Source organism: Psychrobacter sp. NPDC078929, assembly GCF_050267985.1.
In the GTDB taxonomy this organism is placed as follows: Bacteria; Pseudomonadota; Gammaproteobacteria; order Pseudomonadales; family Moraxellaceae; genus Psychrobacter.
On sequence record NZ_JBNNFX010000015.1, the window covers coordinates 56934 to 69529 of the forward strand.

A 12596-nucleotide genomic window follows, 5' to 3' on the forward strand; every position below is an offset into this window, starting at 1 on the left:
ATCCTTAATAGCATCTGTATTAGGCCGTGCTCGGTATATGTATCAAATGTTCTATATTTCTTGATATGAGTGCGAATGTAATTAAGTTCAACACACAAATCTGAACTTCAATAGTCATCTTTTCTATTGTTTAGCCATTCTTCATCTCTATAGGTTTATTTTACGAAGAACTACAGATAATATGATGGGAAATACGTAAGAAGATGCATGAGTTTTGTCAACGAGTCGCTATATGTGTGAAGTTTTTCAGACAAACGAGCCTGTCTAAAAATAGAGTAAACGAGAGAGGTGGCAAGTTTGTGAAATCGAAAATAAGCTCGTTTTATTATTTTGTAAAATTCGACCACTTTTGTAAGTGTATATATTGGTAGCCGAGATAAATTAAGAGCATATGCTATATTTATTTTGCTTAACAAGAAGTGTAGGTTCTGTTTTGATGACTGTTCAAAATTACAAATATCAGAATTAACAAAAGGGACAGTCGACAAAGTAAACAGCCACAAGCTTATCGCTATAAAAAATACGACTAAAATTACAAGGAAGTTATGATGAAAAATATTATGATGTTATCGGCACTAACAGGTGTATTGGCACTAACTGGCTGTACTACTTTAAAAAACGTAGTCGGTAATGATATGTCAGGTACGCATGAAGTACAGGCAACCAGCAATAATACAGCACCAGTCACTAGCAAGAATGGGGTGCTGGTAGATGCTACAAATCATATGACGTTATATACGTTTGATAAAGATTCTATGAATAAGTCAGATTGCGGTGCAGCTTGCCAAGTTGTGTGGCCAATTTTCAAAGCGCCTAGCGATGCTAAAGCTTCAGGTCAGTTCGCTGCATTCAAGCGTGAAGATGGCAAATATCAGTGGGCAATGAACGGTAAGCCTTTATACTTCTATGCTAATGACACAAAAGTTGGTGACAAAGACGGGGATGATAAACTTGGCGTTTGGCATGTTATCCCAAGTAAATAGTATGCATTAGATATAAACTGACTCGAAAACGTTAACGCAAAAAAGCAGCCTGCCCTCAATTATAGAGGCAGGCTGCTTTTATAGAGGTAGGCTGCTTTTTGTTTGTTCGGTTCTATTTTCCGCTATCGAGAATACTACCGTGCGTATATTCTCTAATAATAGATGTGACCTGTATTATGTTACTTTTGCTAAAGGCTCAATCTGAATGGTCTCTAACACTTCTTCTTTGCTAGGCTCTTTTCTGTATAAGGGAAAAAAGTCTGAGAGCAGATCACTTTCTGTAAACCATATATCAGCTACTAACTCTGTATATTTCACTGCATTGACGATGAGTCTATAAGTCTTAAATAGTAACTCTTGCGAGCTAAAGCCTTTTTTATACTCATATAAAGAATCTAAATTGGAGCCAACGCCGCCACCAAGATGTAGCACTTCATAACGGTTCTCTCGTCCCCAATTACGAGCGACATGAGTGATAAGTTTAGAAGGTTGTAGATGTGTATAAGCGTTCAGCGTACCGCCAAGATGGAACTGCATAATGCCAGACTCTTGGCAGAGCGTATATATAGAAGACCCAATCGCTTTATCGTCTTGATAGGCAGTTATCAATAGTATTTTTTCTTGAAGGTTTTCAAGCAAATTAAAGAAATAATCATCATCAAAGAAGTAATAATCACTGGCCTTGACGTGTCGCATTGTCTCTTTATAAATGTCTGAAAACACCATCGCGTTCTGCCGAGTTAAGTATTCTGTTTTTGTCACGACATCCATTTTTATGGCTTTTTTGATACCGCGGCGATGTCGATTTTGTGTTTCGCTCCAATGCTCTTCTTCTGACTTACTCAAATCAGACATCAAGGTCAGTCCGTGAGTAAGTGCTTTGCCAACTGTAGGTATCCATTCTTTATTAATAATCGGGTGCAACCGCATAAATAAGGACACGCAGCCTCTCTCGCAAAGAAAAGCTCTTATCTCATCCAGTATGATGTCTAACTCGGCATCGGTGAGGGTTTTGTCCATCAACGGCCCCCCGTAACCATAAGTGGAAGTAGCATCCCAGTGCTCTGAGTCAATGTCTCTAATTATAATGGGTAACAATACTTCCTTGTTTTTATAGTGAGCGATGATGCCTTGAGGTTTGCCCTTATCGATGACAGCTGAGGCCGCAATCCAACCAGATAAGTGGTATATATCAAAATGATGATTTGATACCTTCTTATCCCACTCAGCATCTATCGCTATGTAATCAACTTGTACTGTATCCACGTTGCTGCTCCCTCAGTGTTGCGTTATATATTCGTAAATCCGCATATAAGAATATAACAACAAATTATGAAGCCTTCAAGTATATAAAAACCTTTTATGTAAAATAATGAATATATTATTAGAGCGTAGAAGAATCTATAGGAAATAAAAAAGCAGCCTGCCTCTATAAATGAGGGTAGGCTGCTTTTCTCGTTTTTGTCGAAAGATATTAGAGAGCTACAAGCTTATAGTTATTTTTTCTCTACCAGCTCACCATCGATCTGAATAGGGACGTTGGTGGTGATACCGCTAGCATAAGCGGTCATACCATAAGCGGCGCGGTCGATCGTACCAGTAGCACGAAAACCAGCAACGGGCTCTTTAGTCAGTGGGCTGTTATCGATTTTATTCAATGTAACATCCAGTGTCAGTGGCTTGGTCTGACCGAGTAAGGTAAAGTCACCGGTTACTTTGGCTTGCTGTGGGTTTATAAATTTAACTTGAGTCGATTTGAACGTCATGGTTGGATACTTTTCGACATTAAAAAATTCATCAGTTTTTAGATGTTTATCACGAGCATCCCAATTGGTATCGATGCTGTCGGTGGCTATAGTAAATTCCATGCTGGCTTGATTTGGTGCTTTCATATCATAATTCACCACACCCTCAACATCACTAAAATGACCCATTGTGGTTGAGAATCCCATATGGCTCACAGAAAACCCGACACGAGTATGGGAATCATCTAACTCCCACTGAGTTGGTAGTGCAGCACTTGCCATAGTAGTGATAGCAAGTGCTGAGCTGACGAATAACGCTTTAGCAGTGGTTTTTATTGTCATGTTTATCATTGAATAATCCTTATTTAGTATTTGTTTTTCATGCTTGATTATTAAATCTAAGCTTGTCTATAAATGAGTAGAGCGATACTTCCTGTAAAACTGATCAATATCGCGTAACTGTACCATTTAATATACTGAATATAAATGATTCATACACAGTATATTTGTTTAGGTTAACTACAGTAATTTATACCATAGATTAATTTTAATAACTAAATTATTGTACTGAATTACATCGCTTATCTCAATACCATTACTTTATCATTGACAACTTATCACATATCTCTATTACAACTGCAGCTTGCGTCTGGCCTCAAAAACCGTTAAAATCGCGGTTTAATTTTCCCGCTGGGGAAAGGCTAAGCGAACAGAAGGGTGGTGTTGGGTGCTGGAATAAGCCAGTGACGCAGTTGCCATACTTGTAATGTCCTTAGTGCCTCAGTTACGTATGTCATTATTTGTTTGATACATCATCGATGGTGTTGTATTTAGACGTTGTACATACATCGGACCTAGAGAGTATATTATGCGTAAAGATATCCATCCTAATTACCAAGAAGTTTTGTTCCACGACACTAACGCTGACGTGTTCTTTTTGACTCGCTCAACTGCTAAGACTAAAGCGACTCGTGAATACGAAGGTAAAGAATACCCATACTACCCACTTGATATCTCAAGTGCGTCGCATCCATTCTATACTGGTGAGCAACGTAAAACTTCTACTGAAGGTCGTGTTGCAAGCTTCAACAAACGCTTTGGCGCATTTGGTGGCCGTAGCAAGAAAGCTGCAGACGCTGCTGAATAATTTGCACTTATGGTGTAAATATATTTCGTTAAGCAATAAAAAACCGCTGATTATTCAGCGGTTTTTTTTGGTTTAATTTTTTATGATCTAAAAATAAAGTTAACAGTCTATTTAGCGCTCAAATTCAGTAGTAGATAAGTCCAATAACTGAATAGAATCTAGTAACTGAATAATAGTCTCTACGATTTGCTGTGCCCAATAGCCGTACATCAGACTGCTAGGATGAAATCCATCACTGGCAAACATCACATTGATATCGATAGCCGAGCCATTTGCATGCTCTTCTAACATCCGTGTAAAGTCGGTTGCCATATAGGTGACACCAGCATGAGCCGCACAAACCTGCTGTAATATCTCATCCAGTACCGACGCTTTTGCACCCACAAAGTTATTGAGCGGGGCAGGGATTGCAGGCATTTGCGCCATCGGTGGCAAACTTAAAAAAACCAATTCTCGTACGCCAAATTTGCGCTGTACAATATTGATAATGTCTTCAATTTGTTGTTGCCATTTATGCACAGAGACATTGGACGTTGTATCATTGACCCCTACGCTCAGCAACATCACATCGATAGGCTGTTCAGGAGCAGGTAAGACATATAACCTGCGTAGAATATCAAAGCTGGTATGACCTGTTGTCGCTTGTAATGACCAATTGAGACGAGCAAAGTTCGATTGGATAGCTTTGTTTTGCTCCAGTATCGGTATGAGCTTACCGACCAATGCTTCTTGCTGCGTTTGACTACCCACACCTGCTGCTGCTGAATCACCGACCACCATAAGGTTAAATGTCTTAGCGTCTTGCGTTGATACCTTATTATTTGCTTGAGTCAGGTCAATCACGCCGTGCCTTTCGCCATGTGGTTCAGGCAAGCGAACCGTATCACGCTTGATTTTGCGACCTTGATAGAGGTAGACAGGGGCAAGTAAAACGTCCTTTGCGACTGATGTCAGCTTACTAGTGTCTACCATCCCGCACGTTCCCTAATAGTCGTGAGACTGTCTTCAATTAACAACTGACCATCGACGTAGACATCACGTAATAGATTATCAGTTGGATCGCTCATCTCATTTTCTTTGACGGTTGTTAGCTGGCCGCTGTTGTCTTTTACCAGTGCCAATCGTCCTTTTTTCGAGCGCTTCGAGCGGCTGGTGACGGGATCTTTGTAAATATCCTTCCATGCGCCATCGATAGAGATAGCGCTAGATTTCATCGCCCAACTCATGGTGTCGCGGTTGACTTGCTGCAATAGACCACCGCCCATGCCAAATGTTACGTTTTCTGCGCTAAAGCCTGCTTTCATGATCACATCAATGATATTGCTCAAGCTTTGTGCACTGATACCATCCCCTTGGATAATCCGCACGTAATCGGGCAGTACTTTATAGCCCTTACTGTTTATAGTCGTACCGAATTTCACCGCTAGACGCTCTAAGGCTTCACGTACCACTTTGGTAGGCTCACCACTGTCTGGCCTGATGACGAGCGTACCACCCATGTTTTTGACGTCTTCTTTTAAGGTATCGCCCCAGATATTATCAATCGCGTTCCATAAGTCATAGCTGTCAGAGACGACCGAAAACGCTTTGTCTGTGCCACCAAACTGTTCAATCATATTGGCAAATGCAGCGGTCTCTCCATCACGTCCCCATGCTGTCATGGTGCTGTGCTCAGCCGCTGGAATCGAAAACGCGGGCATGTCTTTACCCATCTGATACCAACGACTGGCAGCAACCAGCGCGGTCATCGAATCCGTACCAGCAAAGTTGACCAAATGTGCCAAACTACCGAGTGCCACACTCTCTTGGCTTGAGGCACCGCGCGCACCAAAATCATGCAGGCGAAAAGGCAGCGACTCTGTGTTGTCTGCTGACTTCTCTAGAGCCTGACGGATGATGTCTTTGCAGTAACGTGAGACGCTAGCGACCGTTGATGGGTACCAAATCGCACGTAATAGTGCCGTTTCGATATAGCTTGGCAGCCAATAAAACTCAGGGTCAGTATTGGTAATCTGACAAACCACGTTAGATACGGGTACTATGCTGCCTTCGGCGACGGCCTCGATGCGTAGTGGCAAGTAGCCGTCATGTTTATCGACCAGATGCTCCCATCCTGCTCGGTTGAAAGTCAAACCGTGTGCTTGAATGACCATCTCGGCCTCATCGATATCTTGATGGGTGATAGGCGTGCTTAGGTATTCTTTGATAAAGGCTTGCAGGCCAAAAAACACCACATCATAGTCACCTTTTCGCGCTTCGATATAGCTTGACAGATACTCACTACCGCTTGGGTATTGCACCCAATGTGAGGTTTTATAGCTGTCGCTGTTTAAGATTAGGTTGTTTAGGTTGCTGGTGTACATCACAGAACTCCTCTGCTTTGAGATGCCGCCCCTGCTTTAATAAAAGAACAGTGGCGGCGATAAACCCTTGTCGTCTATCGGCTCGGGTGCTAATAAGTTGCATATAAAAGTGATAAATCATGATAGAAAATGATGCTATAACCCAACCATTTTGGTGATAATTGCATAGTGATCTTCGAACATCATGGTTGCGTCAAGCTCAGCCAATGGTAACCAAAATGCCTTGGTCGCATCATCGCCACCTTTTACTTTTGGCAGACCTTTTGGATCGTTTTTAAGTTGAAAGTAAAATGCTTGAGTAATGGTACGACCACGCGCTGAGCGATATGGGTCGTCAAAGGTATGTTGGCTATGGCAGGAGCCGCGTAATACTGGCTCAGGCACCTTGAGGCGAGTTTCTTCGCGCAGTTCACGAATACAAGCATCAAACAGCGTCTCTTTTGGATTTAGAAATCCACCCGGCAGCGCCCACAGTCCGAGTCCTGGCATACTGCGTCGCTCAACCAGTAGGATGTGTCCCGACTGTACAATCAATGCATCGGCTGTCATAAAGGTAGGCGGGTATGGTGCTGATTCCCACTGTCTTTTATATTTATCAATAAAGTCTGCTTCTTCATGCAGCTGATGATAGTCTTCAGTTTGTTTGAATGCATCGAGGACGTTACGCGTAGACTCAGGCGTACGCTCAGGTGTCGGCGTGGCACCCATCAGGTAGCTGTCGCGAATAGGTGTGGCTGATAAATTGTGATAATTGGGCACTGACACAGAGTCCCAGTTGGGGAACAATGACAGATAGTACGATGAGCTGTCTTTTGAATGACCAATCAAGCCAATATCCGTCTGCAAGTCACCAGTGACAGATTTTACACCTGCCTGCACATACTGTAGCCAGCGGGTGTCATTGTAGAGCGCATCATCTAAGCCAACACAGTGAATGCGTGCGGCTTCTTCTTCAGAGTAGGCGCCTTTGATCATTGCGGCACGCTCAGCGACGCTGAACGGATTGCGTAAGCTACGTGGCAAGTTGGCTGAGCCGATCAGCATAATCACTTCGTCTGAGCGTTTTAGCGCCTCATCAATGACGGCTTTGTGGCCAGCATGAAACGGCTGAAAGCGACCGATAAAGACCAGATAACGATAGTGTTTACTGCCTTTTTGATCTAGGTTTTGCTTATCTGACTGTTGCTTTGATAATTCACTCATAGACGCCAACTTCCTACGACTTATTTTTATTGATTAAAAATTAATGACGCTAATACTGACACAGCCCATGACTTTCTGACAAGTATAAAGATGTTTAGGGGTGTGTCATTATCGAAATCATCCAAACGAAATCTCTACTTTAACTGGCATACTTCTCTATCCATGCCGTCACCGTTGGCCAAATCTCTGTGGCAGCATTGCGACTGATCATGATGCGACTGTGCGTATAGTCATCTAAATCGCCGTTACTGAGCGAGTACTCTCGAAAGATATTAGTTGAATTATCAAAGCTATCAAAAAACAAACGACAGCCACGAGTAGGGGATATGAAAGTATCGCCTTTCGCACTGATAGAATAAACAGGAATGGTAATCTGTGGCATATGATGACGATAGTCGATAAAGTCATCGCCAGTACTTTTCTGCTGATTAATGCTTTCGTTCATTTCTTCTGTATTTGTCCTGCCTTTATCAAAATTAGCCTTTTTCAAAAAACTACTTTTAAAGTTTTTACCCAAATTCCAATCGTACCACTGGGTCATCGTATAGTAGCTTTCGTTAAAAGGGCCTACCTTTAATTGCTTAGCGGGTATAAAGCCGACCAACCGAGTGACTATCTTGGCCGTAAGGATTTTCGCGTAGCTGGTCGAGTCCTTTACTGCGCCAAAAGCTTGGCAGGCAAACATACTGATGCTATTGACCTTATCGATATAGCTTGGGTTTTGGACAAGAAACATGGTCAAACCAACACCGCCACCACTATGAGTAACGCAGTGCAGGTTATCGATCTTTAATTCTTCAAAGAAATAACGAAAAGTCGCTTCATAGTCGTAAGTGGCGACGGTCTCAAAGTTGAATTTTTCTTTCGGTAGTGAGCTATCACCATGTCCACGCCATTCCATGATGTAGCAGTGATGACCAAGCCCTGCAAAGTATTCGGCGATTTTGAGGCAAGTTTGCTTGTCAGAAAACGTACCATGCGTCAAAAATATGTTTTGCGGTGTGATGTCAGGCAGGCTGTTTTCTGACGTGTTAGCTATCGTATCTTCTTCTGAATTATCAACTACTTTCCAAACGGCAATTTTCTCATCGTCCTTGGTATTTACTAGGTGCAACGTCCGTGTCATCATAAAATGATCCTATCCAAAAAACACATAATCTTTATACAAGTCGATATTTATACAAGCTGATATCTATACAAGACAATTAAAAGCTACCATGCTCATAACGCTACTGCGCAAAATCATTCAAATTATCAATACTACGTCAAAACCAGATGACTTGCTCGGACTAGATGTGAACGGTATGGCATATCGAAAATGCTGAGTGCGCTTGATAAATGGTACCGCTGTCTTTATATAGAGAATAACTTGGCAGCCAACATAGTCATTTAGCGTGTTTGTGGTTTCTCGTCTAAATATAAAGTTGCTTTGCCACCTGTTAGCATCATTAAAAAAACCAATGACGACCATTTGCCATAGCCTCACTTCAATTCACAGTAGCGTGGTCGGAATTGATGTGTGATTCAGGTATAATGACTGCTATAGACGGATTAAACTTTATACTCATGTCGGCCAATGTCATACAATAATAAATCGAAAATATTGCCAGTCTGCAAGCCTTATATAAATCGTAAATATTTTAAAAATCCAAATTCACGACACAGTAGCCATAATAGATATAGCGTTTGTGTCATAACGCATAGGAAACATTATGAGTGAGCAAAACCAAGCTGATAACCAACTAGACCAAACTGCTGGCTATGAATCAGCCCTAGATACCGAGCAAGTCGAAGCGAAAAGCAACATCACTATCACTGAGTCAGCTCAAGGCTACTTGGCAGATTTGTTATCTAAGCAAGATACCGATGGTATCGGTGTGCGTATTTTCGTTGAGCATCCTGGTACACCGCGCGCAGAGTGCTGCATGGCTTATAATCAGCCGGGCGAAGAGGACAGCGCTGACTTGCGTTTTACGTATGAAAACTTCTCTGCATTTATTGAGGCGGCGTCAGTACCTTATCTAGAAGACGCGGTCATCGACTATAATAAAGATCGTTTCGGTGGTCAGCTGACTTTCCGCGCGCCAAACTCTAAAGTACCTAAAGTAGGCGCTGATGCCAGTGTCGAAGAGCGCATCAACTATGTATTGCAGTCAGAGATTAACCCTGGCTTGGCAGCACATGGCGGTGACGTACAGTTGCTTGAACTGATTGATGAAGAAGGCATTGGTCTAACCGCTGTATTGAAATTTGGCGGTGGTTGCCAAGGGTGTTCAGCGGTTGATATGACTTTACGTCAAGGCGTTGAAGTACAGCTGAAACAGCAAATTCCAGAATTAACCCAAGTGGTTGACGAGACTGATCATACTCGTACAGAGAATGCTTACTATAAATAAAATGAAAAATAGTTAAAAGCAATTGGCTGCTATAAAGGTGGCCATATCTCTAGTATAGATATGCCTGTTTGGTTTGCTGCTTATGAATATTTGTCATGAAGAGATGAGTATTTTGCTATTCTTTTAATAAAGAAGCTGAGTTATGATGAACTCAGCTTTTTTTATTGCTATGATTTAGCAGACAGTTTTCTAAGGTGGTTTTCGAGCGATACGTCGTCAATAAATCATCTTTTATCAAAATAAAGGAATGTACTATGAGTGATGGATCAGCAGACCAGCAGACAGCCCAGCAACCAGAAACCCCTCAACGTCTTGAGACCTTAGCGATTCATGCCGGCTATAGTGTAGAGCCAACGACCAAAGCAGTCGCCGTGCCTATTTATCATACCAGTTCATATGCCTTTGATAATACTCAGCATGGTGCAGATCTGTTTGATTTAAAAGTCGCAGGCAACATCTATACTCGTATCATGAATCCGACCAACGCGGTGCTAGAAGAGCGTGTGGCTGCGTTAGAAGGCGGCATCGGTGCGCTTGCCGTAGCCTCTGGTATGGCTGCCATTACTTATGCGATTCAGACTATTTGTGAAGCAGGCGACAATATCGTCGCTGTATCAACGCTATATGGCGGTACTTATAATTTATTTGCCCATGCTTTGCCGCGTCAAGGTATCGAAGTGCGCTTCTTCGATCATAAAGACCCTGAAGCCATTCGTGATCTAATCGATGACAAGACCAAAATGGTGTTTGCAGAGAGTATCGGTAACCCACTCGGTAATATCGTGGATATTCAAGCGCTCAGTGATGTCGCCCATGAATACGGTGTACCTGTCGTGATTGATAATACGGTGGCGACGCCAGCGATATGTCGTCCGTTTGAGTTTGGTGCAGATATCGTGATTCACTCATTGACCAAGTACATGAGTGGAACAGGTACATCAATTGGTGGTGCGATTGTCGATAGTGGCAAGTTTGCTTGGGGCGATTATCCTGAGCGTTTCCCACTGTTGAACACACCAGATCATAGTTACCACGGTGTGAACTTCGTCAAAGACGTAGGCGCGCCAGCCTTTATCGCTCGTGCCCGCGTTGCGCCATTACGTAATACTGGCGCAGCACTTAGCCCGCTAAATGCCTTTGGTATCTTACAAGGTATGGAGACGCTAAGTCTACGTATGGAGCGTCATGTGCAAAACGCACAAGCCGTCGCAGAATATCTGCGTGACCATGATAAAGTTGCTTGGGTTAAATACGCAGGTCTGTCTGACCATCCTGAGCACGAGCTTGCCAAAAAATACATGAAAGGCACGCCTTCTGCCATTTTGACCTTTGGGGTGAAAGGTGGACTAGAAGCTGGTGCGCGCTTTATCGATGCGCTGCAACTGATAACTCGTTTGGTAAACATCGGTGATGCGAAATCACTAGCCTGTCATCCAGCGACGACGACCCATCGTCAGTTAAATGAGCAAGAGCTAGAAAATGCAGGCGTTAGTACTGATATGGTACGACTATCGATTGGTATCGAACATATCGAAGACATTAAAGCCGATCTCGCGCAAGCATTAGCTTCTGCTTAACAACAAGCGCTTATTAAGTTGAGCAAACTGTTTGAACAAGTCTGAATGATATAAAAAAAGCCCATATCGATTTGATATGGGCTTTTTGTTTTGCGTCCAACAGATGTGTTTAACAATTAAGAAGACAGTACACGCTGCGCGATATCTCGATAATCCTGCGAAGCAAGACGCGGTCCAAACTGCTGAATAACTTGTGCTGATATTTCGCTAGCAAGACGACCACATTCTGGCAGACTATACTGCTGCGATAGTGCATATAAGAAAGCACCAGCGTAGTTATCGCCTGCACCGTTGGTATCGATGACGTTGGCCACTGCTGGCGTTGCAACGTCATAGACTTCAACTTCTGCCTCGTCATTAGGCTGGTGGGCGATTACCGCACCATTGGCACCATCAGTGACGACGGCAATTTGGCAATATTCAAGCAGGGCACGCGCCGCTGCTTTGACTTGTTTTTTATCAGTGAATAGCTTGGCTTCTTCGCTATTACAGAATATCACTGCGACTTTGTTGCCGAGCATATTAAGCAAACCATCTTTGGCAAATTTTACTACCGCAGGGTCAGCAAAGCTCACTGCAATTTTTGCATTATGGATACCGGCTTGTTGACGTAATTGAGTCATTGCTGGTTGGATGCTCTCAGACATCGCTAGATAGCCTTCGATATATAGCCAATCTGCTTGAGTCAATGCGTCAAAATCAATATTGTCAGCGGCAATCTCACTTGAAGTACCAAGATAGGTCTGCATGGTACGCTCGCCATCTTCGGTAACGGCAACCACACATGAGCCGGTCACGCCGTCTGCATGAATAGATTTGTCTGAGGTCGCGACACCTGCTTCGTGCAAGTCTCTGAGATAAAACGCCCCTTGATCATCATCACCAACGCGGCAAGCATAAAAAGGCTTACCGCCTAAGCTTGCAAAGGTAAACATAGTATTGGCTGCTGATCCACCGCCTGCTTGTTTTGATGGCTCAATCTCAGCCAGTTTAAAATAAGCCAGTAGTTGCTGCTGCTCTTCAATACCAGCCAACGTCATATTACCTTTGGTCAGCTCGGTCTCTTCTAGTGCCGCATCTGATAGCACATACTCGTGATCAACCAACGCATTACCTATTGCCATTACGTCGTACATTGCTTACTTCTCCTCAATTTACTTATAAACGGTTGTCTTTCTTATT

General features: G+C 42.9%; 11 protein-coding genes. 4 read left to right on the top strand and 7 right to left on the bottom strand.

Annotation, left to right across the window (positions count from 1 at the left end):
• Positions 1-545: 545 nt before the first annotated feature.
• On the top strand, positions 546-983 hold the full coding sequence (locus ACQKCG_RS09490) for a hypothetical protein (RefSeq protein WP_227526638.1): 438 nt from the start codon (positions 546-548) through the stop codon (positions 981-983).
• A gap of 174 nt (positions 984-1157) precedes the next feature.
• Here the strand turns inward: ACQKCG_RS09490 and ACQKCG_RS09495 are convergent, their stop codons facing one another.
• A complete protein-coding gene (locus ACQKCG_RS09495; protein WP_134292585.1) occupies positions 1158-2249 on the bottom strand; it encodes a GNAT family N-acetyltransferase in 1092 nt (363 codons plus the stop codon).
• Positions 2250-2479: 230 nt separating this feature from the next.
• Positions 2480-3079, bottom strand: coding sequence for a YceI family protein (locus ACQKCG_RS09500; RefSeq protein ID WP_101205339.1), 600 nt, complete (start codon positions 3077-3079; stop codon positions 2480-2482).
• Between the two features lie 517 nt (positions 3080-3596).
• Here ACQKCG_RS09500 and ACQKCG_RS09505 point away from each other — a divergent pair.
• Complete coding sequence (locus tag ACQKCG_RS09505) at positions 3597-3875, top strand: type B 50S ribosomal protein L31 (RefSeq protein ID WP_057761772.1); 279 nt, start codon at positions 3597-3599, stop codon at positions 3873-3875.
• Between the two features lie 111 nt (positions 3876-3986).
• Here the strand turns inward: ACQKCG_RS09505 and ACQKCG_RS09510 are convergent, their stop codons facing one another.
• The 4 genes from ACQKCG_RS09510 to ACQKCG_RS09525 all read right to left on the bottom strand — a co-directional run bounded on the left by ACQKCG_RS09510 (position 3987) and on the right by ACQKCG_RS09525 (position 8570).
• A complete protein-coding gene (locus ACQKCG_RS09510) occupies positions 3987-4847 on the bottom strand; it encodes an SGNH/GDSL hydrolase family protein (RefSeq protein ID WP_101205340.1) in 861 nt (286 codons plus the stop codon).
• Positions 4841-6238: a nicotinate phosphoribosyltransferase gene (locus tag ACQKCG_RS09515; protein ID WP_101205341.1), complete on the bottom strand. Its 1398-nt coding sequence runs from the start codon at positions 6236-6238 to the stop codon at positions 4841-4843. Before ACQKCG_RS09515 ends, ACQKCG_RS09510 begins: the two co-directional genes overlap by 7 nt.
• A 135-nt stretch (positions 6239-6373) precedes the next feature.
• Positions 6374-7441: a bifunctional nicotinamide-nucleotide adenylyltransferase/Nudix hydroxylase gene (locus ACQKCG_RS09520; protein ID WP_101205342.1), complete on the bottom strand. Its 1068-nt coding sequence runs from the start codon at positions 7439-7441 to the stop codon at positions 6374-6376.
• A gap of 139 nt (positions 7442-7580) precedes the next feature.
• A complete protein-coding gene (locus ACQKCG_RS09525; RefSeq protein ID WP_101205343.1) occupies positions 7581-8570 on the bottom strand; it encodes an alpha/beta fold hydrolase in 990 nt (329 codons plus the stop codon).
• Between the two features lie 583 nt (positions 8571-9153).
• On the opposite strand from ACQKCG_RS09525, the gene nfuA reads away from it, so the two are divergent.
• On the top strand, positions 9154-9837 hold the full coding sequence (gene nfuA, locus ACQKCG_RS09530; protein ID WP_057761762.1) for a Fe-S biogenesis protein NfuA: 684 nt from the start codon (positions 9154-9156) through the stop codon (positions 9835-9837).
• Between the two features lie 254 nt (positions 9838-10091).
• On the top strand, positions 10092-11414 hold the full coding sequence (locus tag ACQKCG_RS09535; protein WP_101205344.1) for an O-acetylhomoserine aminocarboxypropyltransferase/cysteine synthase family protein: 1323 nt from the start codon (positions 10092-10094) through the stop codon (positions 11412-11414).
• Positions 11415-11530: 116 nt separating this feature from the next.
• On the opposite strand, the gene ACQKCG_RS09540 is transcribed toward ACQKCG_RS09535, so the two are convergent.
• Positions 11531-12550, bottom strand: a complete 1020-nt coding sequence (locus ACQKCG_RS09540; RefSeq protein WP_101205345.1) for an adenosine kinase — start codon at positions 12548-12550, stop codon at positions 11531-11533.
• Positions 12551-12596: the final 46 nt, after the last annotated feature.

Excerpts from the sequence above, each read along its gene's own strand:
- ACQKCG_RS09490 (WP_227526638.1), top strand. The coding sequence starts at position 546 with ATGATGAAAAATATTATGATGTTATCGGCACTAACAGGTGTATTGGCA.
- ACQKCG_RS09500 (WP_101205339.1), bottom strand. The coding sequence starts at position 3,079 with ATGATAAACATGACAATAAAAACCACTGCTAAAGCGTTATTCGTCAGC.
- ACQKCG_RS09505 (WP_057761772.1), top strand. The coding sequence starts at position 3,597 with ATGCGTAAAGATATCCATCCTAATTACCAAGAAGTTTTGTTCCACGAC.
- ACQKCG_RS09510 (WP_101205340.1), bottom strand. The coding sequence starts at position 4,847 with ATGGTAGACACTAGTAAGCTGACATCAGTCGCAAAGGACGTTTTACTT.
- ACQKCG_RS09515 (WP_101205341.1), bottom strand. The coding sequence starts at position 6,238 with ATGTACACCAGCAACCTAAACAACCTAATCTTAAACAGCGACAGCTAT.
- ACQKCG_RS09520 (WP_101205342.1), bottom strand. The coding sequence starts at position 7,441 with ATGAGTGAATTATCAAAGCAACAGTCAGATAAGCAAAACCTAGATCAA.
- ACQKCG_RS09525 (WP_101205343.1), bottom strand. The coding sequence starts at position 8,570 with ATGATGACACGGACGTTGCACCTAGTAAATACCAAGGACGATGAGAAA.
- nfuA (WP_057761762.1), top strand. The coding sequence starts at position 9,154 with ATGAGTGAGCAAAACCAAGCTGATAACCAACTAGACCAAACTGCTGGC.
- ACQKCG_RS09535 (WP_101205344.1), top strand. The coding sequence starts at position 10,092 with ATGAGTGATGGATCAGCAGACCAGCAGACAGCCCAGCAACCAGAAACC.
- ACQKCG_RS09540 (WP_101205345.1), bottom strand. The coding sequence starts at position 12,550 with ATGTACGACGTAATGGCAATAGGTAATGCGTTGGTTGATCACGAGTAT.